The organism is Curvibacter sp. T50 (assembly GCF_057219955.1).
The window spans coordinates 26,045-50,563 of the sequence record NZ_JBXVVU010000004.1; the positions used below are offsets into that span (position 1 = coordinate 26,045).

Consider the following 24,519-nt stretch of genomic DNA (forward strand, 5'->3'; position numbering starts at 1 on the left):
CCTGGCGCTGATGGACTGGCCGCTGGAAGACCACCAGCCGCTGCGGGGCCTGGTGATCATCGTGCACGGCCTGGGAGAGCATGCCGGCCGCTATGACGCGCTGGCCGCCCGTCTGGTGCAATGGGGATTTGCCGTGCGCTCCTACGACCAGCACGGCCATGGCGAATCCAGCGGCAAGCCGGGTTCGCTGCCGACCGACACCCAGCTGCTCGACGATCTGGCCGACCTGATCGACCACACCCGTGTGCACCTGCCCGCGGGCGTGCCGCTGATCCTGCTCGGTCACAGCATGGGCGGACTGGTGGCGTCGCGGCTGGTTTCGCTGGCGATGCGCCGGGTCGACGCGCTGGTGTTGTCCTCTCCGGCACTGGACGCCGGGCTCAGCGCGGTGCAGAAGCTGCTGGTCGCGGTGCTGCCGCGCATTGCACCGGACTTGCGCGTCGGCAATGGCCTGGACGCCACTTACCTTTCCCACGATCCGGTCGTCGTGCAGGCCTACCGCAACGATCCGCTGGTGCATGACCGCATCAGCGCCCGCCTGGCGCGTTTCATTGCGACGCAAGGCCCGGCGGTGGTTGCGCACGCCAGCCACTGGACGGTACCGACGCTGTTGCTGTGGGCGGGCGACGACCGGCTGGTCAACCCCGAAGGCAGCCGCCGCTTTGCCGAGGCCGCCCCGGCGCAGGTGGTCAGCAGCCAGTGCTTCGAGGGCTACTACCACGAGATATTCAACGAAACCGGGCGCGAAGCCGTGCTGGACGCACTCCAAGCCTGGCTGGACGCCCGGTTCTGACCGCTTTTCCGCGAAAACTGGCAATACCCAGCGTAAAAAGGTCGTTTTCAGCTCTTATTTCCGGAGCAATCCGCCCAACATGCCGGCCAGCGCGCCCAGGTCCGGGCCCTGGCCACCCTGAGCACCGCCCAGCAACGCGCCCAGCCCGCCCAGACCGTTGTCGGCGGGCAACTGGCCTTGCGGCGTGAGTTTGTCGATCAGGCCCGGCAACACGTCGGCCAGGGTGCCGGCCGCCTGCTGGCTGTTGCCGCCCAGCTGACTGGCGATCATGCCCATCAGGTCCGGGCCCAGCGCGCCGCCCAGCGCATCGGCCGAAACCGGCTGGTTCTCGCCTGTGCCGACCCACGACGCCGCCGCTTCGGCCAGGCCCCCTTGCTGCAGCTTGTCCAGAATGCCCGACAGGCCGCCGGCGTTGTTCATCAGCGCGCCCAGGGCGCCCACGATCATCTGCGGGTCCAGCCCGCCGGCCGCCGCCTGGCTGCCCTGTTGCCCGCTCATCGCCTGTGCCGCAGCACCTACCAGTGAATCCAGCAATCCCATTGCGATCTCCTGTAGAAGAAAGTTTACGAACCGGCCCGATTGTGGGTCCCCCGCTCGCGGGCGGCAAGCCAGGCCAGGGCAAATCCCGTCAACAAAACGGGCACCAGCGATCCCCAGTTCAGCAAGGCCCAGCCCTGCGTGGTCACCAGGGCCCCGGAGGCAAATGACGTCACCGCCATGGTCGCGAACACACAGAAATTGATGGCCGCCTGCGCACGGTCTTTTTCCTCAGGCCTGTAGGCGCGCAGCGACAGCGTGGTACTGCCCGTAAACAGGAAGTTCCACCCCACCCCCAGCAGGAACAGCGCGATCAGGAACTGGTGCAGGTCCACGCCCGACAGCGCCACGGCAATACACGCCAGATTGAGCAGCACCCCCACCCCCATGACCGGCAGGACGCCAAAGCGCTTGATCAGGTGGCCGGTGAAAAACCCCGGTGCAAACATGCCGATGACATGCCACTCCAGCACCAGCGCCGCGTCGTCGAACGGAAACCCACAGACCTGCATGGCCAGCGGGGTGGCGGCCATCAGCAGGTTCATCACGCCGTAGCCCAGCGCCGCCGCCGCCGCGGCGACGATGAACACCGGCTGGCGCATGATCTCCCCGAGCGGGCGGCCGACATCGGCACGCGCCGACGTTTTCGGAGCCTCCGGGAACCGGATGAAGGCCATCACCACCATGCCCACCAGGGCCACCACGGTCAGCGCCAGGTAGGCGCCGACAAACGGGGTGCTGGCCAGCGACTTGGTGCGCGAGGCCAGGTTGGGGCCGACCACCGCCCCCAGCAGCCCCCCGGCCAGCACCAGCGACACCGCTTTTTCGCGGAAGGCGGGCGCGGACAGCTCGGCGGCGGCAAAACGGTACAGCTGGCCGTTGGCGCTGTAGTAGCCGGCGATCACGGTGGCGGCGACCAGCAGCGCGAAGTTGTGGCTCCAGACGGCATAGGCCGCCAGCAGCGCCGACAGCGCCGCCACTGCCAGCCCGATCAGGAACGAGCCGCGCCGGCCGTAGAGCGCCTGGGTTTTCGCGACCAGCCCGGTGGACAGCGCGCCCCCCACCACATAGCCCATCACCGGCAGCGTGGCCATCCAGCCCAGCGGCGCCAGGCTCAGCCCCACCAGGCCGTTGATGGCGATGAAGGTGACGTTGTTGGTCAGGAACAGGCCCTGGCAGAGGGTGAGCAGCAGCAGATGGCGATTCATCAGCCGCAGTTTATAGAGAGCGCCCCGAGCGGCGTGTCCCGTTGGCGATGGGCGCTGTCCCGCCTGGCCGGCGCGCCGCGCGCGCGCTCAACCCAGCGTCAGCGTCGCCAACACCGCCAGCGGCGCGGTTTCCGCCCGCAGCACCCGCGGGCCCAGGGTCACCGGCACGAAGCCGGCGCCCAGCGCGGCGGCTTCCTCCTCGGGCGTGAGGCCACCTTCGGGGCCGGACAGCAGCGTGACCGTGGTCGCGCCGGCCACCGCGTCCGCCAGCGGCCGCGCGTGCGGGTGCAGGGACAGCACCAGGCGCGCGCCGGCTGCCGCCTGCATGGCCTGGGGGGAGGCCAGCCACGCGGCCAGTGTCTGCGCCGCATGCACTGGCGGCACACGGTTGCGGCCACACTGCTCGCACGCGGCCACCGCCACACCCTGCCAATGGGCCAGCTTCTTGTCGGCACGTTCGCCGCGCAGCTTGAGCACGCTGCGGGCGGCCTCCAGCGGGGTGAGGCTGGCGGCGCCCAGTTCGACGGCTTTTTCGACCAGCCAGTCCATGCGTTCGTTGGCGGTGATGCCGGCCACCAGGTGCACGGCCCGTGCGGCCTCGCGCTCCACCGCGCGGTGCCCCTCCACCGCGACGGCCACGTCCGCGCGGCCCATGCGGGTGACGTTGGCGTCCCACTCTCCGCCTTCGCCATTGAACAGCGTCAGGGTGGCGCCCGGCTGCAGCCGCAGCACCTGCACATGCCGTGCCGCGCCCGCCGGCAGATCCAGGTTCAGACCGGTGTGCAGCGGGACAGGGCAAAAAAAGCGGGGCACCCGTTACTCACATATCAGTAGCACAAGAAGACCTTTTTACGCTGGGTATTGGCCAATTTCGCCTCAAACCCGGCCAAAAGCCCACCCGGAGGCGCCCTGCAGGCCCTCGACCTCGTCCACCAGGCGCAGCAGCGGGGTGAGCTCGCGGTAGCGGGCTGCCGTGGCGCGGATGTACCCGATGAAACGCGGCGCATCGGCCAGGTATCTGGGCTTGCCGTCGCGCAGCGTCAGCCGGGCAAAGATGCCGGCCACCTTCAGGTGCCGCTGCAGCCCCATCCACTCCACCGCGCGCCAGAACGCGCCGAAATCGCTGTGCCAGTCCTCGAAGTCCATCAATCCCGCCTTGCGCGCTTTTTCCCAGTAGCGGATGGTGATGTCGAGCACGAAATCCTCTTCCCAGCTGAGGAAGGCGTCGCGCATCAGGCTGGCAATGTCGTAAGTCAGCGGGCCGTAGACGGCGTCCTGGAAATCGAGCACGCCGAGACGGGCATCGCCCGCCGGGGAGGCCATCCCCGAGCCGCCGCCGGGCCGTCCTTGGGCGGGGAGCGTGGGGGCCATCAGGTTCCTGGGCATGAAATCCCGGTGCACATAGACCTGGGGCGCGGCCAGGTTGCGCTGCACGATCAGGGCAAAGGTTCGCTCCAGGGTCTCGGCCACCTTGCCGGCCAGCGGAACGTTGCGGTGCCGCGCCAGGTACCAGTCCGGAAACAGGGCCAGTTCCCGGCGCAGCAAGGCCTCGTCATACGCCGGCAGCACCGCCGGTGCCGACGCCTGCTGCCACGCCAGCAGCGCATCCAGCGCCGCAACATACAGGGGGCGGTTGGCTTCGGGCTGTTCGCGGTCGATGACGTCCATCATCGTGCGGCTGCCGAGATCGGTCAGCAGCAGGAAGCCCTCCGCGGCGTCCCACTCCAGCACCTGGGGCACCCGAAGCCCGGCGCCGGCCATCAGCGCGGCGATGCGCACGAAGGGCTCGCAGTTTTCCTGGGTGGGCGGCGCGTCCATGATGATCAGGCTGCCGCCGCCTGCGCAGTCCACCCGCAGGTAGCGGCGAAAGCTCGCGTCCGCCGACGCCAGACGCACGCTGGCCGGATGCAGGCCGTGTTGCGGTGCCAGCGCCTGCAGCCACCGGTCAAAAGCCGCGGCGCGCGCGGGATCGGTCCAGGGGACCGCTGCGGGTTGCATCGGGGGGGTGGCCAAGTCGGCCGGATCGGAGTGGGGTTGTCGCACCATGGATAATCGATTCTACAAACCCGACCGGCTGTCCCTGGCCGGCCGGCCCGCCCGCCGACCCGCCGTTTTCCGCGCCCCGCTGCCCTGACCGGATGTTGATCCCCGCCCGCGACCCCGCCCCATGCCCCATGCCCACCCGGCGTGCCGTTCGCCCGGTGGTCCTGGCCATGGTGGCCATGTTGCAGGGACTCGTCTGGGCGCAGGCGGCAGACGTCGCGGCCCCGTTGCGACTCACCGGTACCCCCGCGCTCACCGAAAAACCCGGCAACGCCAGCCAGGGCCTGCCGGTGTTTCTTTTCGGCGATCGCCTGTCCGGACGCACCGATCTCGAATCGGTCATCGAAGGCGACGCCCGCCTGCGCCGCGGGGACACCGCCGTGCGGGCCGAGCGGATCGAATACTACGCGCCCGACGACCGGCTGCGCGCGCGCGGGCAGGTCCGCATCAACCGCGCCGGCGATGTGTTCGAAGGCCCGGAGCTGGAGCTGCGGGTGGAGTCATTCGAAGGAAGCTTTCGCCAGCCGCGCTACGAGTTCCTGCGCACCGGAGGCCAGGGCGAGGCCGATCGCATCGATTTTCTGGACGACAAACGGGCCGTGATCCACAACGCCAGTTACAGCACCTGCCGACGCGATGGCCGTCCCGGCTGGATGCCGGACTGGGTGCTCAACGCGTCGCGCATCGCGCTCGACAACGAGGAAGAGACCGGTCGGGCCGAGGGTGTGGTGGTGCGATTCAAGGACGTGCCGATCCTGCCGGTGCCGACACTGAGTTTTCCGTTGGGGGACCGGCGCAAGTCCGGCTGGTTGTCGCCCTCGTTCGGACTGGACAGCGTCAACGGCCTGGAGCTTTCGCTGCCGTATTACTGGAATATCGCGCCCAACCGCGATGCGACGCTGTACTCCACCCTGATGGCCCGGCGTGGCATCGATCTGGGGGCAGAGTTTCGCTACCTGGAGTCGGCGTACCGCGGCGAGGCGCGACTCAATGTCATGCCCTCCGACCGTCTGCGCGATCGCACCCGCTGGGGCCTCACGGCGCAGCACAGCGGCCAGCTGACACCGTCTGTGGGGCTCAACCTGCGGGCGGCGCGGGTCAGCGACGACAACTACTGGCGCGATTTCACGCGCAATGGCACCTCGCTGACCGAACGGCTGCTGCCCACCGAGCTGACCCTCATCGGCGCCGTCGGGCCGTTCAGCACCGTGGGTCGCTGGCTGCAATGGCAGACTTTGCAGGATGTGAGCGCCCCCATCGTGCCGCCGTATGACCGCGCGCCGCAGCTCAACGCCAGCTATGTCCGTACCAATCTGGCCGGGTTCGACGCATCGGTCGAAATGGACTACACCCGTTTCGTCGGAGACGCTTCCCGCACCGGGCAGGCGAATGCGCAACGTGGCCTGGTGATCGCCCGCCTGAGCCGGCCCTGGGTGTGGCCGGCGGGCTTCGTGACACCCCGAATCCAGCTGCATGCGACCCGTTACGCCTTTGACCGCGCCTTGACCAATGGCCACCGGGACGCCAGCCGCATCGTCCCCAGTGTCAGCCTCGACAGTGGCCTGGTATTCGAGCGAAACACGGAATATGGCGGCCGCAAGCTGACACAGACGCTGGAGCCGCGGGCGTTCTACGTCCATACGCCGTACCGCGACCAGAGCTTTCTGCCCAACTACGACTCCGGCGCGCTGGACTTCAATCTGGCGACCATCTATTCGGACAACAGCTACGTCGGCAACGACCGGATTGCCGACAACCATCTGCTGACCCTGGGGGTGACCTCGCGTTTTCTGGAGCCTGCGACAGGTGCCGAGCTGGCCCGTTTCGGCCTCGCGCAGCGAATTCGGCTGCGCGACCAGCGGGTGACTCTGCCCGGCGAAGCAGTCGTCAGCGAACGGCTGAGCGACATGCTGCTGGGCGGCAGCCTGAACTGGAACCCGCAGTGGCTGGCCGACGCCACCGTGCAGTTCAACCCCAAGACCCGACGATCGATCCGAACCACACTGGGCGGGCGCTTCAACCCCGGTCCCTATCGCACGGTCAGCGCCGCCTACCGCCTGCAGCGCGGACAAAGCGAGCAGCTGGACCTGGGCTGGCAGTGGCCACTGAACGACTTGTGGGGTGACCGCGGCCTGGCGCTGGGGGCCGGCCAGGGCCAGGGGCCGGGTCGCTGGTACAGCGTGGGCCGCCTCAACTACAGTCTGCGCGACAGCAAACTGGTCGACGCCATCCTCGGCTTCGAATACGACGCCGGCTGCTGGCTGGGCCGCGTGGTGTTCGAGCGCCTGCAAAGTGGGGTCACCACCTCGTCCACGCGGGTCCTGCTGCAGCTGGAGCTGGTGGGCCTGTCTCGCATTGGCTCCAACCCGCTCAGGACTCTGCGGGAGAATATCCCCCGATACCAGTACCTGCGCGAGCAAACCCGTCCGCCCAACCGGTTCAGCAACTATGACTAGATACCTCGCACCCCTGCACAGCGGCCTGCGCCCTGTTTCCCTGGCTGTGGCCCTGCTGATGGGCCTGCCCGCCCTGGTGCAGGCCCAGGGCCTTCGCCCGTCGATCCGCCTGGGCGAGAGCGTGGTCCGCCCGGCGACGGCGGTGCCGGCGCAGCGCGCGGCGGATTTCATTGTTGCGGTGGTCAACAGTGAACCGATCACCAACAACGAGGTCAAATCCCGGCTGGTGCGGCTGGAGCAACAGCTGGTACGCGAAGGCGCAGCTTTGCCCAGTCGCGAGGTGCTGGCCGGGCAGGTCCTCGAGCGCCTGATCAACGAGCGGGCGCAGATCCAGCACGCCCGCGAGACCGGTATCAAGGTGGACGACGCGGCGGTTGACCAGGCGGAGATCAATGTTGCCCGCCAGAATCAGCTGGACGTCGCCCAGTTGCGCCAGCGGCTGATCCAGGAGGAAATTTCGGTCGCGCAGTTCCGTGAGGATCTTCGTACCCAGTTGACCATGACGCGTCTGCGTGAACGCGACGTCGAGCCACGGGTGCGCGTGAGTGAGGCGGATATTGACCAGTTCATCCGCAAACAACTCGAAGAGGTCGATCCGGCTGCCGTCGAAGTCAACCTCGCCCAGATTCTGGTCGCCGTGCCTGAAGATGCGGCGGCGGCGCAGGTGAGTGTGCTGCAGGCCCGCGCCGAGCGCCTTGCGGGCCGGGCGCGGGCGGGAGAAGATTTTGCCAAGCTCGCTGCCGAGGCGTCCGACGCGCCCAACGCCGCGCAGACCCGCGGGGAGTTTGGCCTGCGCAGTCTCAACCGCTACCCTGAGCTGTTTGTGCAGGCGATCGACGGGCTGGCGGCAGGCGCCGTGACCGGTCCGGTGCGTTCGGGGGCGGGTTTTCACATCCTCAAGGTCGTGGAAAAGCGGCAGGGCGCGCTGCCGGCAATGCAGGTCACCCAGCATCGGGCGCGGCATATCCTGCTGCGCCCCGGCGCCTCGCTCAGCGAGTCGCAGGCTCGGGACCAGTTGGCCGCGCTGCGCCGCCAGATCACGTCCGGCCAGGCGGAATTTGCGGCACTGGCCCGCGCCCAGTCACAGGACGGCAGTGCGCGAGAAGGCGGTGACCTGGGCTGGGCCAGCCCCGGCCAGTTCGTGCCGGAGTTCGAGGAAGTGCTCAACCAGCTTGCGCCCGGCCAGATCAGCGAGCCGGTGGTTTCGCGTTTCGGAGTCCACCTGATTCAATTGCTGGAGCGCCGGCAGGCCACCCTCACCGACCGTGAGCAGCGCGAAATGGCCCGTGGTGTCGTCCGTGAACAGAAGCTGGAAGAAGCCTACGCCGATTGGGCGCGCGACATCCGCGGCCGTGCCTGGGTCGAGCTGCGCGAAGCGCCCCAGTGATCCTGCCTCGATCACCGGCCAGGGCCATGCATTGATAAACCCCCACATCCCCCGCAAGCGCTTCGGCCAGCATTTCCTGGCCGACCAGGCGGTCATTGACGCCATTGTCCGGGCCATCGACCCCCGTCCGGGGCAGGCCATGGTGGAGATCGGCCCGGGTCTGGCCGCCTTGACCCAACCGCTGGTCGAGCGCCTGGGGCGGCTGTCGGTAATCGAGCTGGACCGGGATCTGGCCAAACGGCTGCGCAGCCACCCGCAGCTTGACGTGATTGAAGCCGATGTCCTGACGGTGGACTTCGCGCAGGTGGCCGACACCCTGGCGCCTGCGGGCATCCGTGTCGTCGGCAACCTGCCCTACAACATCTCGACACCCATCCTGTTTCATTTGCTCGGGTACGTCGAGCGGGTAGTCGACCAGCATTTCATGCTGCAAAAAGAAGTCATTGACCGGATGGTGGCCGAACCTGCCACCGCCGACTACGGCCGCCTGTCCGTGATGCTGCAGTGGCGCTACGCGATGGAGAACGTGCTGTTTGTGCCACCCGAGAGTTTCGATCCACCGCCGCGGGTGGACAGTGCCGTGGTCCGGATGATTCCCCGCAGCGATGCGGCGTCGGTCGACGCGGCGCACCTGTCGCTGCTGGTGCAGGTTGCCTTCAGCCAGCGGCGCAAGCTGTTGCGCCACAGTCTGGGGCGCTGGCTTGACGAGCGCGCCTTTGCCGGGACCTTTGACCTGCAGCGGCGCGCCGAGGAGGTTCCCGTGGACCAATATCTCGCGCTGGCCCAGGCCACAGCCACCTGACATCGAGCCCGCGCGGCTCCGCCGGGTCAGTCCGTCGCCGGCTGGCCGTTTGTGAAAGAAAAAAGCCCATCGGACGATGGGCCTTGTGCCGTGGCAGCAGCTGTCGGGGGACGCTTCAGGCCGCTGCCAGCCAATACCCCGCATTGAAGGGGCTGCTCATGCGCAGCGCCAGTGGCGACACATCCACCAGTTTGTCGGTGGGCATCTTCTCGCCGCTTTCGGCCGTCGACTCCACCCCGGTAGGGGGGACGGCGCCGGTGCTGTTAGCCTCGTTCGCCCGTTCTGCCTGGCTGGTTTGTGCAGAACGGGCTACAGAAAAGAATAGAAACACCGGAACGGAATTTTCCGGTCTCCCCAGTAGTCGGACGCGTCGCGGAAGATGTCGAGCAGTTGCTCGCGTGCTTCCTTGTCGAACTTGGCGTTGGCCGGAATCTGCTCCAGCACGACAATGAAGCCCGGCTGCGGGCCGGACTTGTGCAGCGGGTCGGTCATGCAGTCGTACAACGCGTCGAAGTTCTTGCCGAAATGCGACGGAAAGGTGAACTGCTGCGCGATCAGGTCCAGCACATCCTGTTTGCTCTGAGCCGAGGCCAGGTTGGCATACAGGAAGTGATGGCCCAGACGCTGGGCGGCCTGCTGCAGGTCGTTGACGCGGAATGCGCGAATCGACTGCACGATGTTGTTTCTGACCCCTTTCAGGGGGGCCTCCTGATCCTGACGAAGTGGCGTATCCATCTCCACTGCTCTTTCCTAAAGTCCCAAAAATCGATCGCCTGGCCCGGCTTGACCGCGCTGCCCCCTTGGCAACCCGGCAATCCCGGCTCACTGAACTATCTGACGAAAACTCGCGTAATGGTCAGCGGTGTAGTAACAGGCCTGCGGCGCCGCCGGTTGACGCCCGCCACAGACAATCCGCCGGGCCCCCCGGTCGCGGCTGCCCGGCGTCTTTACCGTGTATTCCCGGTAAAAGCCCCGTGGCTGCTGCGGCAAAAGCCGTTCACGGTTGCCAAAAACCGTGCCGTCCTTGTCGTAGGGGAACGGACCCCCCTCATGGATCAGCCGATAGGTTTCCTGGCCTTGCCGGGGGAGTTCACCCAGCCGGATCGTGGCCTGAATTTCCGTTGCCTGGGGGCTGCGCGCCATCACCGATGACACACCAGCCCACGCCACCAAGGCCACCAGACAAGCCGACAACACCTGCTTTGATGGCACGATGACCCTTCGCATGATGAAATTTCGCCTCAAATCGTCTCCGGGTTAACCCGGAAATCGCGGGGCCGTAGTGTGCCCTAACGTGACCGAAAACGCAAGCGCCCCCCAGCGTAAAGGTCCGCGCCGCCCGGGTACTTGCGAGGAAAAAGTTAGCGCTTGCTTATTCTCTAATTCTTACCGATGCGCGTTGGCGTCGGCGACGGTCAACGCCGTCATGTTCACAATCCGGCGGACCGTGGTGCTGGCTGTCAGGATATGGACGGGTTTTGCCGCGCCGAGCAGCACCGGGCCGATGGCAATGTTGCCGCCGGCCGCGGTCTTGAGCAGGTTGTACGAAATATTGGCGGCGTCGATATTGGGCAGCACCAGCAGGTTGGCATCGCCAGCCAGGGTGCTGTTGGGCATGAGCGCATGGCGGGCCGCGCCATCGAGCGCCACATCGCCGTGCATTTCGCCGTCGACTTCCAGCCAGGGCGCACGCTGCTGCAGCAAGGCCAGTACCTCGCGCATCTTGATGGCGCTCGGGCTGTCGGACGAGCCGAAGTTCGAGTGCGACAACAGTGCGGCTTTGGGCTTGAAGCCGAAGCGCATCATTTCCTCGGCCGCGAGCATGGTGATCTCGGCCAGTTGCTCGGCCGTCGGGTCGTAATTGATGTGGGTGTCGACCAGGAACACCTGGCGACCCGGCAACATCAGCCCGTTCATCGCGGCATAGGTTTTCACCCCGGCGCGCTTGCCCAGCACCTGATCCATGTACTGCAGATGGTGGGTCGTGCTGCCCCAGGTGCCGCAGATCAGGCCGTCCACATCGCCTTTGTGCAACAGCATCGCGCCGATCAGCGACAGACGGCGGCGCATTTCGATCTTGGCCATCTGCTCGGTGACGCCTTTGCGCTCGGTCATGCGGTGGTAGGTCTGCCAGAAGTCGCGGTAACGGTCGTCTTTCTCGACATTGACCACGTCGTAATCCACGCCCTCGCGGAGCCGCAGGCCGAATTTCTCGATCCGCTTGGCAATCACCGCGGGCCGGCCAATCAGGGTCGGGCGGGCGATGCGTTCGTCCACCACAATCTGCGCCGCCCGCAGCACCCGTTCTTCTTCCCCTTCCGAGTAACCCACCCGGCGCTTGAGCGCCCTTTTGGCGGCAGCAAAGATCGGCTTCATGGTGGTGCCGGAGGCATAAACGAAGGTCTGCAGCTTCTCGCGGTAGGCCTGGATATCCCCGATGGGGCGGGTCGCCACGCCACTGGAGATGGCGGCTTCGGCCACGGCCGGAGCGATCTTCATCATCAGGCGCGGATCGAAGGGTTTGGGAATCAGGTACTCCGGACCAAACGCCAGCTGTTCGCCAACATAGGCTGCCGCCACCACCTCGCTTTGTTCGGCGTGGGCCAGGTCGGCAATCGCATGGACCGCCGCCACCTTCATTTCATCGGTGATGGTGGTCGCCCCGCTGTCGAGCGCGCCACGGAAGATGTACGGGAAACACAGGACATTGTTGACCTGGTTGGGGTAGTCGGTGCGGCCGGTGGCCATGACGGCGTCGTCCCGAACCGCTTTGACCTCCTCAGGCAGGATCTCGGGGGTGGGGTTGGCCAGCGCGAAGATCAGCGGACGCGCCGCCATCTTCGCCACCATGTCGGGCTTGAGCACGCCCCCGGCCGACAGGCCCAGGAAAACATCCGCGCCGTCAATGACTTCGGCCAGGCGGCGCTGATCGGTCGGCTGGGCAAACTGGACCTTGTCCTCATCCATCAGCTCGGTGCGACCCTGATACACCACCCCGGCCAGATCGGTCACCCAGATGTTTTCGCGCCGAATGCCCAGTTTGACCAGCAAGCCCAGGCAGGCCAGCGCGGCAGCACCCGCGCCGGAGGTCACCAGCTTGACGTCGGCCGGGTTCTTGCCCACCACCTTCAATCCGTTGAGGATGGCGGCACCCACGACAATGGCGGTGCCGTGCTGGTCGTCGTGAAAGACCGGGATTTTCATGCGCTCGCTGAGCTTGCGTTCGACGTAGAAGCAGTCCGGAGCCTTGATGTCTTCGAGGTTGATGCCGCCGAAGGTCGGTTCGAGTGCGGCAATGATTTCGACCAGCTTGTCGGGGTCTTTCTCGTTGATCTCGATATCGAACACGTCGATGCCGGCAAACTTCTTGAACAGGACCCCCTTGCCTTCCATGACCGGCTTGCCGGCGAGCGGACCGATGTCGCCCAGACCAAGCACCGCTGTGCCATTGGTCACCACCCCGACCAGATTGCCCCGGCTGGTGTAGCGGAAGGCTGCATTGGGGTCTTTGACGATCTCTTCACAGGGCGCGGCCACACCGGGCGAATAGGCCAGGGCCAGATCGTGCTGGTTGACCAGCTGTTTGGTCGCGGCGATGGCGATCTTGCCTGGCGTCGGTTTCTCGTGGTAGTCGAGCGCCGCCTGGCGAAGCATGGCGCGCTTTTCCTCAGCCTGGGTGCTGTGGGGCATGGTCGTCTCCTCGGCCACCTGCGTTCCCCGCGTGTTCCGCGGCAGCGGCCTGTTGTTGTGAAGGGGGAGCGGATTGTAAACCCCGGGCCGGGTTAACCCTAGTACGCATTTATGCGTAAGGGTCGCAACCGTTTTGACCGGAGACCCTGCAATCCCGGGCAGGTCCGCGCCGCGAGCCCATAACCCGTGCACCGTGCCGATCCGCTGCGCCTGCTACCCTTGCGCCATGAAACCTCTTGTCCTATGGGGCGCCTTCGGGGTGGCGGCGCTGTCCGTCGCCGCTGCCGTGGCGCTGACCAGCCAGCGCGGCACAAAAGTCCAGGTGGCCCCGGTGGTTCGCACCGGCATCGTGCAATCGGTGGTCGCCACCGGGCGCCTGAACGCGCCGGCTCGGCTGGATATTGGCAGCGAAGTCACCGCCACCGTGCTGGAGGTGAAAGTGCGCGAGGGCGACCGGGTGAAGGCGGGCGAGCTGCTGCTGCGCCTGTCCGACGCCGAAGCGCGCGCCGCCCTGCAGCAGGCCCGCGCCGCGCTGGTGGAGGCCCGCGGCCGCGCCACCCAGCAGGCCACGGTGTCGGCGCCGGTGGCCAGCCAGGCCGTGGTGCAGGCCGAAGCCACCTTCAAGGCCGCCGAACGCGACTACGAGCGCACCCGTGACCTCGTCGCGAAAGGCTTTTTCTCGCAGCAAAAGCTCGACGACGCCCAGCGCCTGCTCGACACCGCGCGCAGCGCGCGCGAATCCGCCCGTGTGCAGTCGGTCGCCAACCAGGCCCGCGGCATCGAGCCCGCCATGGCCGCCTCGCGCGTGGCGCAGGCCGAGGCCGCGGTGGAGGTGGCCACCGCCCGGCTGGCGCGACTGCAGATCACCAGCCCGGTCGATGCGGTGGTGCTGGCCCGCCATGTGGAGCCCGGCACGATGGCGCAGCCCGGCCGCACGTTGCTCGCACTGGCCGCGCAGGGCAACACCCGCATCGACGCCGCCGTGGACGAAAAACACCTGCGCCTGCTCACCCCCGGCATGGCGGCGCAGGCGGTGGCTGACGCCTTTCCCGGCCAGCGCTTTGACGCCAGGCTCTTTTTCGTCGCCCCGGCGGTGGACCCGCAACGTGGCACGGTGGACGTGCGCCTGGAGGTGCTCCAGCCCCCCGCCTTCCTGAAGCCGGACATGACCGTGTCGGTCGAACTGCTGGCCGGGTCGAAGAAAGACGCGCTGGTGTTGCCCTCCAGCGCGGTGCGCGACGCCGACCGCGAGAAACCCTGGGTGCTGGCGCTGCAGGACGGCCGCGCGGTGCGGGTGCCGGTGCGCCTGGGCCTGCGTGGCATCGGTTCGGTGGAAATCCTGGACGGCCTGAAAGAAGGCGACGAGGCCATTCCCCAGACCGAAAAAGCCCTGCCGGGCGAGCGCGTGCGCCGCGGCGCCACCCTGGCGCCGGAAAAGGGCATGGAAGTGCCTTCATTCATTGCACGCTGACCCGTCCCGGCACATCCGCATGGCCATCCGTTTCCGCCGCACCCGCCCTGCCCTGAGCCCGCAGGCCCGCTGGATGCCGTTCGAGCTGCTGGTGGCGCTGCGCTTCCTGCGCGAGGGCCGCATGCAAAGCGCGCTGATCCTCGCCGGCGTGACCGGCGGCGTGGCCGTGATCATCTTCCTGACGCAGCTCATCAACCAGCTGCAGGGCACCATCATCGATCGCGTGCTGGGCTCGCAGGCCCATGTGGTGATCCGGCCGCTGGAAGAAGCCACGCAGCGCGTCGTGACCCCGCGTGCCGACCAGGCGGTCGCGGCGGTCGTGCAGCCGCGCACACAACGCCTGCGCTCGGTGGACCAGTGGGAGCGCATCGCCGCGCTGGCCGCGGGCACGCCCGGCGTGCTGGCCGTGTCGCCGGTGGTCAGCGGGCCGGCCTTTGCCGCCCGCGGCGGCAGCAACAAGAGCGTGGCGCTGCTGGGTGTGGTGCCCGAGCAATACCGCCGGGTGGTGCGCATGGACGATTTCATGACCCGCGGGCGGTTTGACGTGGCCGGTACCGGGGCGCTGATCGGGACCGACCTGGCCAGCGACCTGGGCGTTACGGTGGGCGACAAGCTGCGCGTGACCAGCGCCACCGGCCGCAGCGAAACGCTGGACATCACCGGCCTGTTCGACATGGGCAACCGCGACCTGAACCGCCGCTGGGTCTTCGTCACCCTGAAGCTGGCGCAATCGCTGCTGGACCTGCCGGGCGGCGTCTCCAACATCGACCTGACGGTGCGCGACCTGTTCGGCGCCGACGCCGTGGCCGACACCCTGCGCGCGCAGACCGGCCTGACGGTGGACAGCTGGATGCAGACCAACTCCGGCCTGCTCAATGCGCTGTCCAACCAGAGTGTGTCCAACAACCTGATCCGCAGCTTCGTGGTCATCATCGTGGCCCTGGGCATCTCCAGCGTGCTGGTGGTCAGCGTGGTGCAGAAACAGCGCGAGATCGGCATCCTGCGTGCCATGGGCGCGGGCCGGCGGCGCATCATGGCCATCTTTCTGCTGCAGGGCGGGCTGGTCGGGCTGGTGGGCTCGGCGCTGGGCTCGGCGCTGGCTTACGGCCTGCTGGTGGTGTTCTCCTACGTGTTCAAAAGCCCCGACGGAAGCGCCATGTTCGCCGCGCAGCTGGACCCCATGCTGGTGTTGCTGGCGTCGGTGGTGGCCTGCGGCGTGGGGCTGGCGGCAGCAGCGATTCCGGCGCGCAGCGCCGCGCGCATGGACCCGGTGCAGGCGATCCGGGCGTGACGGACCGGCCTGCGCGGGGATCCGGCTAATGCACGCACAGGTACACGAAAACTTGCGCCAGCACCGGAAAGTCCCGGTGGCTCATCGTGAGTACCGGTGGATAGCTGCTCGTCGGGTCCAGTGACAACAGCACACCCGTTTCCTTGTCGTTTTCCTCGATGCGTGTGGGTTTGCCCCCGACAAAGCCGCGCCGGATCGTGAACATCGCGTCATCGCTGTCGCCGCGATACACCGTCACACGAAACGTGCCGTTATCGCTCGACAGCAGGACAGCGCCGGAAGCAGCGTCCAGGAGAAGGCTGCGGCCGGAACGCACGCCCGCGCCGATGCCAAGGATCTCGCGGCCATCCAAGGTGAAACGGTGCCGCACGCCATCAAGCGGCACATGAAAGAACGCGACTTCGGTGACCAAGGCATCGGTTTCATCGCGCAAGACCAGACGAAGCTCGGACGAAGACAACAGCTTCTGCCACACCCCCCAGACAAAACCCGGGCCCAGAAGCTGGCTGCCAACGCGCTGGTGTACCCCGGCTGCGGTCAGCGTCAGGCCCTCGTCTTCCAGGGCGGCACGCGAACGGATGCCCCATAGGCTCATCAGGACAACCACGACCAGAAGGGTTGCCAGGGTGCCATAGAGGATCAGGTCGGCGGATGTTGGATGCATGGTGCGACCGTGGGCAAGGGCCGGAGGGGGCACCCGCAGTCTAGCCGAGCAAAGCCGCGCTCAAGCCCGAAGCCATGGTGAGGGCCAGACAGTCCGCAGGGCCGGATGCCGGAGTTCTCGACCGAACGTCGGGCAGGCCGGTCGTCCTGCCGAGTTGCTCTGCGCATGGTCAACTGGCAACCACAAACCCCCGACGATTTCCGCTGCGGTCCACAATCCCCCACCTATGACCCCCCCGCCCCCCCCCATCCTCCAGCTCACCGACATCCGCAAGAGCTACAACGTCGGCACGCCGGTGCAGACCGAGGTGCTGCACGGCATCACGCTGGCGCTGCGCGAGGCGGAGTTCGTCGCGCTCAAGGGGCCGTCGGGCTCGGGCAAGAGCACGCTGCTCAACATCATCGGCCTGCTGGAGCGGCCGTCCGACGGCACGCTGGTGATCGCAGACCAGCTCACCCGGTCGCTGGACGATGCGGGCCTGACAAGGCTGCGCGGCGCCACCATCGGCTTCGTGTTCCAGTTTCACCACCTGTTGCCAGCCTTCACCGCGCTGGAGAACGTGCTGCTGCCGTCCATCATCGGCCACGGCACGGCCACGCCCGAGGCCGAGGCCCTGGCGCGCGAGCTGCTGGCGCGGGTGGGGCTGAAGGGCGCCGAGTCCAAGCGCCCCGGCGAGCTCTCGGGCGGCATGCAGCAGCGCGTGGCGATTGCACGGGCGCTGTCGCTCAAGCCCCGGCTGATCCTGGCCGACGAGCCCACGGGCAACCTCGACACCGTGTCGGCCGACGAGGTGTTCGGCCTGCTGCGGGAGTTCAACCGGGACCACGGCAGCGCCTGCCTGATCGTCACGCACGACCCGCGCCTGGCCGCGCGCTGCGACCGCCAGATCGAGCTGGTGGACGGGCGCGTGGTGGCGGGCGCCGGGCCGGCGGAGACGCCTGCGCCATGACACCAGTGACGGCGCCGGGCGACGACCGCGGCCCGGGCGCGGTGTTCCGCATCTTCCTGCGGCTGGGTCTGACCTCGTTTGGCGGGCCGGTAGCGCACATTGCCTTTTTTCGTGACGAATTGGTCGTGCGGCGCCGCTGGTTGCCCGAGCGGGACTATGCTGACCTGGTGGCGCTGTGCCAGTTCCTGCCCGGGCCGGCCAGCAGCCAGGTGGGCATGGCACTGGGGCTGCGCCGCGCAGGCTACGCCGGGGCGCTCGCCGCGTGGGCGGGGTTTACGCTGCCATCGGCCCTGGCGCTGATCGCCCTGGCGCTGGGCCTGGCCCACAGCGGCGGCGCGCTGGCAGCCGGCGCGCTGGCGGGCCTGAAGGTGGCGGCGGTGGCGGTGGTGATGCAGGCGGTGTGGGCCATGGCGCGCAGCCTGTGTCCGGATTCGCCACGGCGCCTGCTGATGCTGGTGGCGGCCACTCTGGCCGTGACGCTGTCGGGTGTGGCCGGGCAACTGGCGGCGCTGCTGGTGGGCGCGGCTGCGGGCCCGGCCGGACTGGCCACCCCCTCGCCGCCGGCCCACCCTGCGGCGACGGCGACACCGGGCGCCGATACTGCGGGCCGGACACCCGGCTGGCGCAGCGGCATCGCCGCACTGGTGCTGTTTGCCGCTCTGCTGGTCGGACTGGCGCTGCTGGCGCGTGTCACGGGCGACCCGATCCTGGTCACGCTGGACCTGTTCTACCGGGCCGGCGCGCTGGTCTTCGGCGGTGGCCATGTGGTGTTGCCCTTGCTGCAGGCTGAAGTGGTCCTCCGCGGCTGGCTGAGCGCCGACACCTTTCTGGCCGGTTATGGCGCGGCGCAGGCCGTACCCGGCCCACTGTTCACCTTTGCCGCCTTTGTCGGCGCGGCGCTGCCGGCGCCGCTGGGCGGCTGGGTCGGCGGACTGCTGGCCCTCGTGGCCATTTTCACCCCGGCCTTCCTGCTGGTGGTCGGCGCCCTGCCCTTCTGGGGGCGCCTGCGCACCCGGCCCCGGGCACAGGCCGCGCTCGCCGGGGTGAATGCTGCGGTGGTGGGGCTGCTGCTGGCCGCCCTGGTCGCCATGCTGCACGGCGGCGCCCTGTCGGGCCTGGGGGACCTGGCACTGGGCATGGGCGCCCTGCTGGCCTTGACGGCCGGACGGCAAAGCGCCTGGCGGGTGGTGCTGGCCTGCGCGGTGGTGGGAGCACTGGCCGGGCCCTGGATGCGGACGTGGGCCGCGTGAGCATCGACACCGGCGCCGCAGCCGGGTAGCATCGTCGCGAGATTCCTCCCTTCCACCCCCGGTTTCGTCCCTCCCGCCTGCATCCACCGCCCCATGCCCCACCCGCTGCCCTGCCCCTCCTGTGGCGCCCCGATGGAAAAGCACCGCCTGCCCGGCCAGCGCGGCGAGGTGCTGCTGGACCTGTGTTTTGCCTGCCAGCTGATCTGGTTCGACCCGCAGGAGAACCTGCAACTGACGCCGGCCGCCGTGGTGGAATTGCTCGGTCTGCTGCACCAACACCGGGACGACGCCCGCAATCCGCTGGCGGCTCGGCTGGCCTGCCCGCGCTGCCGAACCCCGTTGCAGGAAGGCTTCGACGTGGTGCGCAGCGGCCGTTACGTCACCCACCGCTGCCCGCAGCGGCATGGGCGGATGGCGACGTTTTCGTCGTTCATGGTCGAGAAGGGCTTTGTGCGCCACCTGACCAAGCCCGAGATCGAGGACATCGCCGCGCGGGTGGGCACCATCCAGTGCACCGGCTGCGGCGCCCCGGTGGATGTGCGCCGCGACGACGCCTGCCCGCACTGCCGCTCGCCGCTGGCGCTGCTGGACCCGCAGGCGGTAGAGAAAGCGTTGGCCGGTTACGGGCGGGCCGCGCAGCAGGCGGGCACCGTCTCGCCGCTGGGTGTGGCGGATGCGCTGATCATGATCGAGCGCGACCGCGAACGCGCCCGGCGCCAGGCCCAGGCCGAGCGGTTCACGACCGGCCGTGACGACACCGCCTTCACCCACGGCGACCTGTGGGCGGCCGGGATCGAGATGGTCTGGAAGATGATCCGGTAGCCCCCTTCGGCCGGCCGGTTCACGCCACGCGGAAGAAACGCATCTCCACCCGGTCCGGAAAGCGCGCGCCGGTGCCGACGAACACGTTTTCCGTCAGCCAGGCCAGCGAGGGATGCGACACCTCGAAGGTGGGCACGCAGCGGAAATAGATCGCCGCCGGGTCCACCGGCTCGCCGCGCACCAGCCGCGCGGTGTCTTCCGCCGACGCCCGGCGCAGCGCGCGGTTCATCACAAAAACGTGTTCGCCGTTGTCGAGTTGCAGCAGGTAGCGCGCGTCCAGGTCGGCGCAGGTGTCCGACACCACGATCTGGAAGTCCGCGCCGCCGGGGAGCACGGTGCCGGTGAGTTGACCGGTCACGGTTCCACCGGTGATCGGGATGATGCGGCGCCGGCCACGGCTGTTCAGGCCGGTCACCTGGCCCGCCTCGACAGGAGCGGCCACAAATACGGTGAGGTCGATGGCGGGTTCGAGCGTGGGGGCGGGCAGGGTCATGGCGCAGGAGCTTGGATGCGGATGCGATCAGTCCTTGTCGCCGCCTGACAGGACCGTCAGCAGCGTCTCACCGGTTGCCACCAGTTTTTCGGTGCCTTGATGCAGGGCGTACAGCTCACACGCGGTGAACATCTGCTGCTTGCCGGGCTTGACCACGCGCGCCCGCGCGACGAAGCGCTCACCCAGCGCGGGCCGCAGGCAGTTGACGGAAAAATGCGCGGCGAGCAATCGGGGACCGGCCAGTGTGGCGGCCGCAAAACCGCAGGCCGTATCGATCAGGCCGGCGACGACACCGGCGTGCAGGAAGCCGGCATACTGGCCAGCCTCGTCGCGCCAAGGCATGGCCAACTCCACCGCGCCGGGCGCGCAGGACAGTACTTCAAAGCCGCACCAGCGGTTGAACCGGGCGCTCTCATTGATCTGGCGAACCAGTGCAGTCAGGTCTTGGGTCATGGGGTACTCCTTAACATCACTGTAGGGCAGCGGGAAAAGTTGCCTCTGCCGCGGGGGTGACAGCCTGTCGCCACGGTGTCTCTGCGCTCGCCGCACGGCCCAAGCCCGCGTGCACACCATCGCCGGGACTGCTACGCTTGCCGGCATGAGCGATGCCACCCGACCGACCCTGCCCGCACCGGCCTATGTCCCCCAGATCCGCCTGTACCAGAACTGGTTGCGCGACACGCGCGGGCTGTCGTTCGCGCACTACGACGACCTGTGGCGCTGGTCCGTCACCGAGCTGGACGCCTTCTGGCAGAGCATCTGGGACTACTTTGACCTCCAATCACCCACCCCGCACACCGCGGTGCTGGAGCAGAACGTGATGCCGGGGGCCCGCTGGTTCCCGGGCGCGCAGGTCAATTACGCGCAGCAGGTGTTCCGGCATGTGGGGCCGGCCCACGCGGCGGGGTTTGCCGCCGTCATCAGCCGCAACGAGAAAGGCCAGCAGCACGAGCTGTCCTGGCCCGAGCTGCGCCGCCAGGTGGCCTCGCTGGCGCTGCACCTGCAGGAGGTCGGCGTCCAGCCCGGCGACCGTGTGGCCGCCTACCTGCCCAACATTCCCGAGACCATGGTGGCCTTCCTGGCCACGGTGAGCATCGGCGCGGTCTGGAGCGTCTGCGCACCCGACATGGGCACCAACGCCGTGCTCGACCGCTTCCGCCAGATCGACCCGGTGGTGCTGATTGCCTGCGACGGCGTGACCTACGGCGGGCGCGACTTCGACCGCCTGGGCGTGGTGGCCGAGATGCGCGCCGCGCTGCCCACGCTGCGCCACGTCATCCTGCACCGCAACCTGGGCCACGTCGGCGACGACAAGTCATCGGATCTGATCGCGGACTATTACCCTTTTGCGCTGGGTATTGCCAGAAATGACGCCCAAGTTGCCGCTTTCGAGCCGCTGTGGCTGCCGTTCGATCATCCGCTGTGGATCGTCTATTCCAGCGGCACCACCGGACTGCCGAAACCGATCGTGCACGGGCACGGCGGCACCATCATCGTCGCGCTGGCGCTCAAGAGCCTGCACAACGACGTGGGCTGCAGCTACCACCCGAACAGCTGGGGCGAGCGTTACCACTGGTACAGCTCCACCGGCTGGGTGATGTGGAACGCGCAGATGAGCGGCCTGCTGTCGGGCACCACCTGCGTGATCTACGACGGCAACCCCGGCGGGAGCAAGGAGCGGCCCGACTGGACCACGCTGTGGCGCTTCGCCGCCGAGCTGGGCGTGACCTTCTTCGGCGCGGGTGCGGCCTTCTACGCCAACTGCCTGAAAGCCGGCGTGGACCTGTCGACCTGCGGCGACCTGTCGAACGTGCGTGCGCTGGGCACCACCGGATCGCCGCTGTCGCCCGAGGCGCAGCAGTGGGGGACGGCGCAGTTCCGTCGCCTGCGAACCGCGCAAGCTTCCAGCGACTTGAGCGCCGCCGGGCCGCCCCAAGGCGCGAAGGCCCCCTCGGGGGGCAGCGACCCACACGAAGTGGGGGAGCGTGGGGGCGACATCTGGTGGTGCAACATCAGCGGTGGCACCGACTTCGCCGGCGCTTTCATCGGCGGCCACCGGGAGCTGCCGCAGGTGCCGGGCGAGATGCAGTGCCGCCTGATGGGCTGCGCGGTCGAGGCCTGGAACGACGCCGGCGAGCCGGTGCTGGGCGAGGTGGGCGAGCTGGTCTGCGCGCAGCCGATTCCGTCGATGCCGCTGTACTTTGTCGGCGACACCCACAACGCGCGGCTGCGGGCCAGCTACTTCGAGATGTACCCCCCCGGCCACGGCCGCAAGCCGGGCGGCGGTGACCTGGGGCCGGAAGCCGGCGGCGTCTGGCGCCACGGCGACTGGCTGCGCATCGGCAACCCGGCCACCGGCAGCACCGGCTGCGTGATCTTCGGCCGCAGCGACGCCACCATCAACCGACACGGCCTGCGCATGGGCACGAGCGAGCTGTACAGCGCCGTCGAGGCCCTGCCCGAGGTGCTCGATTCGATGGTGGTGGACCTGGAATACCTGGGCCGCGAAAGCTACATGCCACTGTTTGTGGTGCTGCGCGAAGGCCAGGTGCTGGACGAGGCGATGCGTGCACGCATCAACGACGCGATCAAGGTGTCCTTGAGCCCGCGTTTCCTGCCCAACGCCATCTTCCAGGTGGCCGAAATCCCGCGCACGCTCTCGGGCAAAAAGCAGGAGCTGCCGATCAAGAAGCTGCTGCTCGGGCACCCGCTGGAAAAAGTCCTCAACAAGGAAGCCATGGCCAACCCCGGCTGCCTGGACTGGTACGTGGCCTTTGCCGCGGCCCATGCGGCGCGTCCGGTCTGACGAGACTCACCAGCGCGTATCCGCTGCGCCTATTCCACGGTGATCTGGCGGGCCTTGACCACCCGCGCCCACAGCGCCATCTGGCCGTGCACGAACTGCTGCGCGGCTTCGGCGTCGCCTTTGAACAGCTCGCCGCCCAGCTGCGCCACGCGCGCCTTCACGTCCGGCGCTTCCAGCGCTTTCTGGAAGGCAGCGGCGAGTCGGGCCACCACCGGTTCGGGGGTTCCGCTGGGGGTGAACACGGCGTTCCACTCGTAAACCTCGGCGCCGGGCACGCCGGCTTCAGCCAGGGTGGGCACGTCGGGCAGGATGGGCGAGCGTTTGCCTGCCGTCACCGCCAGCGCGCGCAGCTTGCCGCTCTGGATGTGTTGCAGTGTGGAGGCCAGGTTGCCGAAGAACAGCGGCACCTGACCGCCGATCACATCGTTCAGCGCCGGGCCGCCACCTTTGTAGGGCACATGCACCATGTCGACTTTGGCGGCGGATTCGAACAGCGCCCCGGCCAGGTGCTGGGCCGAGCCGTTGCCCGACGACGCAAACGACACCGCGTCTTTCTTCGCCCGAGCGGCGGCGGTGAGTTCGGCGACGTTCCTGGCGGGGAACTGCGCGTTCACCAGCACCACGTTCGGGAACTGCGCCACCACGCCGATGGTGCGGAAGGCCTTCTGGCTGTCATAGGGCAGCTTGCTGTACAGGGCCGGATTCACCGCAAAGGACGAGGCGTCCAGCATCAGCGTGTGGCCGTCCGGCGCGGCCTTGGCCACGGCGGCGGCGCCGATCTGGCCGCCGGCTCCGGGCTTGTTTTCCACCACCACGTTGGCCCCCAGGGCTTCCCCCAGGCGCGGGGCCAACAGGCGGGCCATGGCGTCGGCGCCGCCACCGGGCGGGTAGGTGACGACCAGCGTCACCGGCTTGCCGGGGCTGGGGAACACAGGGCCGGGGGCCGGGCTCTGGGCGGCGGCCAGGCCCCAAAACGCTATTGCTGCAATAGCGAACAGTGACCTTTTCACGCTGGGTATGGGCAGTTTTCGTTCGTATTTGTGGTTCATGGGGGTCTCCTGGTAAGGGTTAACGCACCTGGGCGGTGTAGGCAAAGGCCAGGGCGTCGCCCTGGGTGTGGCGCAGCTCGACGCAGCGGCCGGCCAGATCGAAAGCCCGGCGCTGCACCTGCGCCCCCGGGTGGCCGGCCGGCAGGCCCAGCAGGGCGGCGTCGGCGGCGCTGAGCAGCGCAAAGCCGAGCTGGTCTTCCGCGCGGTGCACGGTCACGCCGCACACCCGCTGGAACATGGGGTAGAGCAGATCGTCCCAGCCGGCCGGGTCGGACTCGGCGAGCGGCGCAAACAGCGGCAGCGGCAGCGTGATGCGCTCCAGCAGCACCGGGCGGCCGTCCAGGCTGCGCAGCCGCTCCAGCGTGAGCACCGGCGCGCCTGCGGGCAGGCTCAGCGCCTCGGCGGCGGCTGCGCTCGCGGGCACCACCGCGCGGGCGCGGATGGCGGAGCGTGGCGCCGCCTGCAGATCGCCGGCGTGACGGAAGCGAAAGAATCGCAACATCGACGCGCCGTCCAGCCCGCCGCGCACAAAGGTGCCACGGCCATGGCGGCGCTCCAGCAGGCCCTGGTCCACCAGCAGCGCCAACGCCTGGCGCAGCGTGCCCAGTGCCACGCCGTGCTCTTTGGCCAGTGCCGCCTCGGCCGGCAGCGCCGCGCCCGGCGGCCATTCGCCCTGCGTGATGCGCGCGCGCAGCCCGGCCGCCAGCCAGCCGTAGCGGCTCTGGCCGGGCAAGGGCTGCGGCGCGGCATCGGGGGGCGCCGGTGCCGGCGCCGGCGGGGAAATTTCCATGACCTCGGGCATTGATCT

At 68.4% G+C, this 24,519-nt stretch carries 22 protein-coding genes; 10 read left to right on the top strand and 12 right to left on the bottom strand.

Annotated features, from left to right (window positions below):
- Nucleotides 1-10 precede the first annotated feature (10 nt).
- A complete protein-coding gene (locus AC2EBU_RS13415; protein ID WP_484611185.1) occupies nucleotides 11-793 on the top strand; it encodes a lysophospholipase in 783 nt (260 codons plus the stop codon).
- Nucleotides 794-847: 54 nt separating this feature from the next.
- Here the strand turns inward: AC2EBU_RS13415 and AC2EBU_RS13420 are convergent, their stop codons facing one another.
- The 4 genes from AC2EBU_RS13420 to AC2EBU_RS13435 all read right to left on the bottom strand — a co-directional run bounded on the left by AC2EBU_RS13420 (nucleotide 848) and on the right by AC2EBU_RS13435 (nucleotide 4,584).
- A complete protein-coding gene (locus tag AC2EBU_RS13420) occupies nucleotides 848-1,333 on the bottom strand; it encodes a YidB family protein (RefSeq protein ID WP_484610941.1) in 486 nt (161 codons plus the stop codon).
- A 23-nt stretch (nucleotides 1,334-1,356) separates the two neighbouring features.
- Nucleotides 1,357-2,538: an MFS transporter gene (locus tag AC2EBU_RS13425; RefSeq protein WP_484610942.1), complete on the bottom strand. Its 1,182-nt coding sequence runs from the start codon at nucleotides 2,536-2,538 to the stop codon at nucleotides 1,357-1,359.
- An 87-nt stretch (nucleotides 2,539-2,625) separates the two neighbouring features.
- Nucleotides 2,626-3,351: a 16S rRNA (uracil(1498)-N(3))-methyltransferase gene (locus tag AC2EBU_RS13430; RefSeq protein ID WP_484610943.1), complete on the bottom strand. Its 726-nt coding sequence runs from the start codon at nucleotides 3,349-3,351 to the stop codon at nucleotides 2,626-2,628.
- 63 nt (nucleotides 3,352-3,414) lie between these two features.
- On the bottom strand, nucleotides 3,415-4,584 hold the full coding sequence (locus tag AC2EBU_RS13435) for an aminoglycoside phosphotransferase family protein (RefSeq protein WP_484610944.1): 1,170 nt from the start codon (nucleotides 4,582-4,584) through the stop codon (nucleotides 3,415-3,417).
- A gap of 92 nt (nucleotides 4,585-4,676) precedes the next feature.
- Between AC2EBU_RS13435 and AC2EBU_RS13440 the strand changes: the two genes are divergently transcribed.
- The 3 genes from AC2EBU_RS13440 to rsmA are packed head-to-tail and all read left to right on the top strand — an operon-like array spanning nucleotide 4,677 to nucleotide 9,226.
- Complete coding sequence (locus AC2EBU_RS13440; RefSeq protein ID WP_484610945.1) at nucleotides 4,677-7,037, top strand: LPS-assembly protein LptD; 2,361 nt, start codon at nucleotides 4,677-4,679, stop codon at nucleotides 7,035-7,037.
- A complete protein-coding gene (locus AC2EBU_RS13445) occupies nucleotides 7,030-8,424 on the top strand; it encodes a peptidylprolyl isomerase (RefSeq protein ID WP_484610946.1) in 1,395 nt (464 codons plus the stop codon). Before AC2EBU_RS13440 ends, AC2EBU_RS13445 begins: the two co-directional genes overlap by 8 nt.
- A 31-nt stretch (nucleotides 8,425-8,455) precedes the next feature.
- Nucleotides 8,456-9,226, top strand: a complete 771-nt coding sequence (rsmA, locus tag AC2EBU_RS13450; protein WP_484610947.1) for a 16S rRNA (adenine(1518)-N(6)/adenine(1519)-N(6))-dimethyltransferase RsmA — start codon at nucleotides 8,456-8,458, stop codon at nucleotides 9,224-9,226.
- Between the two features lie 309 nt (nucleotides 9,227-9,535).
- Here rsmA and AC2EBU_RS13455 read toward each other — a convergent pair whose 3' ends face one another.
- From AC2EBU_RS13455 to AC2EBU_RS13465, 3 genes are all read right to left on the bottom strand, one after another.
- Nucleotides 9,536-9,961, bottom strand: a complete 426-nt coding sequence (locus tag AC2EBU_RS13455) for a barstar family protein (protein WP_484610948.1) — start codon at nucleotides 9,959-9,961, stop codon at nucleotides 9,536-9,538.
- Between the two features lie 87 nt (nucleotides 9,962-10,048).
- Nucleotides 10,049-10,369, bottom strand: a complete 321-nt coding sequence (locus AC2EBU_RS13460) for a guanyl-specific ribonuclease (RefSeq protein ID WP_484611186.1) — start codon at nucleotides 10,367-10,369, stop codon at nucleotides 10,049-10,051.
- A gap of 243 nt (nucleotides 10,370-10,612) precedes the next feature.
- The gene (locus AC2EBU_RS13465; protein WP_484610949.1) at nucleotides 10,613-12,916 is read right to left on the bottom strand and encodes an NADP-dependent malic enzyme; all 2,304 of its coding nucleotides are present in this window, start codon (nucleotides 12,914-12,916) and stop codon (nucleotides 10,613-10,615) included.
- 226 nt (nucleotides 12,917-13,142) lie between these two features.
- Between AC2EBU_RS13465 and AC2EBU_RS13470 the strand changes: the two genes are divergently transcribed.
- Both AC2EBU_RS13470 and AC2EBU_RS13475 read left to right on the top strand, forming a co-directional pair.
- Nucleotides 13,143-14,387, top strand: coding sequence for an efflux RND transporter periplasmic adaptor subunit (locus tag AC2EBU_RS13470; protein ID WP_484610950.1), 1,245 nt, complete (start codon nucleotides 13,143-13,145; stop codon nucleotides 14,385-14,387).
- 19 nt (nucleotides 14,388-14,406) lie between these two features.
- Nucleotides 14,407-15,678 (top strand): ABC transporter permease, encoded by a 1,272-nt coding sequence (locus AC2EBU_RS13475; RefSeq protein ID WP_484610951.1) that lies wholly within the window; start codon nucleotides 14,407-14,409, stop codon nucleotides 15,676-15,678.
- Between the two features lie 25 nt (nucleotides 15,679-15,703).
- Here AC2EBU_RS13475 and AC2EBU_RS13480 read toward each other — a convergent pair whose 3' ends face one another.
- Complete coding sequence (locus AC2EBU_RS13480) at nucleotides 15,704-16,342, bottom strand: hypothetical protein (protein WP_484610952.1); 639 nt, start codon at nucleotides 16,340-16,342, stop codon at nucleotides 15,704-15,706.
- A 226-nt stretch (nucleotides 16,343-16,568) separates the two neighbouring features.
- On the opposite strand from AC2EBU_RS13480, the gene AC2EBU_RS13485 reads away from it, so the two are divergent.
- The 3 genes from AC2EBU_RS13485 to AC2EBU_RS13495 all read left to right on the top strand — a co-directional run bounded on the left by AC2EBU_RS13485 (nucleotide 16,569) and on the right by AC2EBU_RS13495 (nucleotide 19,363).
- Entirely contained in the window at nucleotides 16,569-17,291 is a 723-nt protein-coding gene (locus AC2EBU_RS13485) for an ABC transporter ATP-binding protein (RefSeq protein ID WP_484610953.1), read from the top strand.
- Nucleotides 17,288-18,541, top strand: a complete 1,254-nt coding sequence (chrA, locus tag AC2EBU_RS13490; protein ID WP_484610954.1) for a chromate efflux transporter — start codon at nucleotides 17,288-17,290, stop codon at nucleotides 18,539-18,541. Before AC2EBU_RS13485 ends, chrA begins: the two co-directional genes overlap by 4 nt.
- A gap of 93 nt (nucleotides 18,542-18,634) precedes the next feature.
- Complete coding sequence (locus AC2EBU_RS13495) at nucleotides 18,635-19,363, top strand: TFIIB-type zinc ribbon-containing protein (RefSeq protein ID WP_484610955.1); 729 nt, start codon at nucleotides 18,635-18,637, stop codon at nucleotides 19,361-19,363.
- Nucleotides 19,364-19,382: 19 nt separating this feature from the next.
- Here the strand turns inward: AC2EBU_RS13495 and AC2EBU_RS13500 are convergent, their stop codons facing one another.
- Both AC2EBU_RS13500 and AC2EBU_RS13505 read right to left on the bottom strand, forming a co-directional pair.
- Nucleotides 19,383-19,856, bottom strand: coding sequence for a DUF3237 domain-containing protein (locus AC2EBU_RS13500; protein ID WP_484610956.1), 474 nt, complete (start codon nucleotides 19,854-19,856; stop codon nucleotides 19,383-19,385).
- A gap of 27 nt (nucleotides 19,857-19,883) precedes the next feature.
- A complete protein-coding gene (locus AC2EBU_RS13505; protein WP_484610957.1) occupies nucleotides 19,884-20,309 on the bottom strand; it encodes a PaaI family thioesterase in 426 nt (141 codons plus the stop codon).
- Nucleotides 20,310-20,454: 145 nt separating this feature from the next.
- Here AC2EBU_RS13505 and AC2EBU_RS13510 point away from each other — a divergent pair, with 145 nt between their 5' ends.
- Nucleotides 20,455-22,662, top strand: a complete 2,208-nt coding sequence (locus AC2EBU_RS13510; protein WP_484610958.1) for an acetoacetate--CoA ligase — start codon at nucleotides 20,455-20,457, stop codon at nucleotides 22,660-22,662.
- A gap of 29 nt (nucleotides 22,663-22,691) precedes the next feature.
- On the opposite strand, the gene AC2EBU_RS13515 is transcribed toward AC2EBU_RS13510, so the two are convergent.
- Together AC2EBU_RS13515 and AC2EBU_RS13520 are read right to left on the bottom strand one after the other, a co-directional pair.
- Nucleotides 22,692-23,711 carry a tripartite tricarboxylate transporter substrate binding protein gene (locus AC2EBU_RS13515; RefSeq protein WP_484610959.1) on the bottom strand — a complete coding sequence of 340 codons (1,020 nt, stop codon included), beginning with the start codon at nucleotides 23,709-23,711 and terminating at the stop codon, nucleotides 22,692-22,694.
- Between the two features lie 19 nt (nucleotides 23,712-23,730).
- The gene (locus tag AC2EBU_RS13520) at nucleotides 23,731-24,501 is read right to left on the bottom strand and encodes a GntR family transcriptional regulator (protein ID WP_484610960.1); all 771 of its coding nucleotides are present in this window, start codon (nucleotides 24,499-24,501) and stop codon (nucleotides 23,731-23,733) included.
- Nucleotides 24,502-24,519: the final 18 nt, after the last annotated feature.

Bases quoted from the DNA above. Each gene is read 5' to 3' on its own strand.
- AC2EBU_RS13415 (WP_484611185.1), top strand. From the start codon at position 11: ATGGACTGGCCGCTGGAAGACCACCAGCCGCTGCGGGGCCTGGTGATC.
- AC2EBU_RS13420 (WP_484610941.1), bottom strand. From the start codon at position 1,333: ATGGGATTGCTGGATTCACTGGTAGGTGCTGCGGCACAGGCGATGAGC.
- AC2EBU_RS13425 (WP_484610942.1), bottom strand. From the start codon at position 2,538: ATGAATCGCCATCTGCTGCTGCTCACCCTCTGCCAGGGCCTGTTCCTG.
- AC2EBU_RS13435 (WP_484610944.1), bottom strand. From the start codon at position 4,584: ATGGTGCGACAACCCCACTCCGATCCGGCCGACTTGGCCACCCCCCCG.
- AC2EBU_RS13440 (WP_484610945.1), top strand. From the start codon at position 4,677: ATGTTGATCCCCGCCCGCGACCCCGCCCCATGCCCCATGCCCACCCGG.
- AC2EBU_RS13445 (WP_484610946.1), top strand. From the start codon at position 7,030: ATGACTAGATACCTCGCACCCCTGCACAGCGGCCTGCGCCCTGTTTCC.
- AC2EBU_RS13455 (WP_484610948.1), bottom strand. From the start codon at position 9,961: ATGGATACGCCACTTCGTCAGGATCAGGAGGCCCCCCTGAAAGGGGTC.
- AC2EBU_RS13460 (WP_484611186.1), bottom strand. From the start codon at position 10,369: ATGGCGCGCAGCCCCCAGGCAACGGAAATTCAGGCCACGATCCGGCTG.
- AC2EBU_RS13465 (WP_484610949.1), bottom strand. From the start codon at position 12,916: ATGCCCCACAGCACCCAGGCTGAGGAAAAGCGCGCCATGCTTCGCCAG.
- AC2EBU_RS13470 (WP_484610950.1), top strand. From the start codon at position 13,143: ATGAAACCTCTTGTCCTATGGGGCGCCTTCGGGGTGGCGGCGCTGTCC.
- AC2EBU_RS13475 (WP_484610951.1), top strand. From the start codon at position 14,407: ATGGCCATCCGTTTCCGCCGCACCCGCCCTGCCCTGAGCCCGCAGGCC.
- AC2EBU_RS13480 (WP_484610952.1), bottom strand. From the start codon at position 16,342: ATGCATCCAACATCCGCCGACCTGATCCTCTATGGCACCCTGGCAACC.
- AC2EBU_RS13485 (WP_484610953.1), top strand. From the start codon at position 16,569: ATGACCCCCCCGCCCCCCCCCATCCTCCAGCTCACCGACATCCGCAAG.
- chrA (WP_484610954.1), top strand. From the start codon at position 17,288: ATGACACCAGTGACGGCGCCGGGCGACGACCGCGGCCCGGGCGCGGTG.
- AC2EBU_RS13495 (WP_484610955.1), top strand. From the start codon at position 18,635: ATGCCCCACCCGCTGCCCTGCCCCTCCTGTGGCGCCCCGATGGAAAAG.
- AC2EBU_RS13500 (WP_484610956.1), bottom strand. From the start codon at position 19,856: ATGACCCTGCCCGCCCCCACGCTCGAACCCGCCATCGACCTCACCGTA.
- AC2EBU_RS13505 (WP_484610957.1), bottom strand. From the start codon at position 20,309: ATGACCCAAGACCTGACTGCACTGGTTCGCCAGATCAATGAGAGCGCC.
- AC2EBU_RS13510 (WP_484610958.1), top strand. From the start codon at position 20,455: ATGAGCGATGCCACCCGACCGACCCTGCCCGCACCGGCCTATGTCCCC.
- AC2EBU_RS13515 (WP_484610959.1), bottom strand. From the start codon at position 23,711: ATGAACCACAAATACGAACGAAAACTGCCCATACCCAGCGTGAAAAGG.
- AC2EBU_RS13520 (WP_484610960.1), bottom strand. From the start codon at position 24,501: ATGGAAATTTCCCCGCCGGCGCCGGCACCGGCGCCCCCCGATGCCGCG.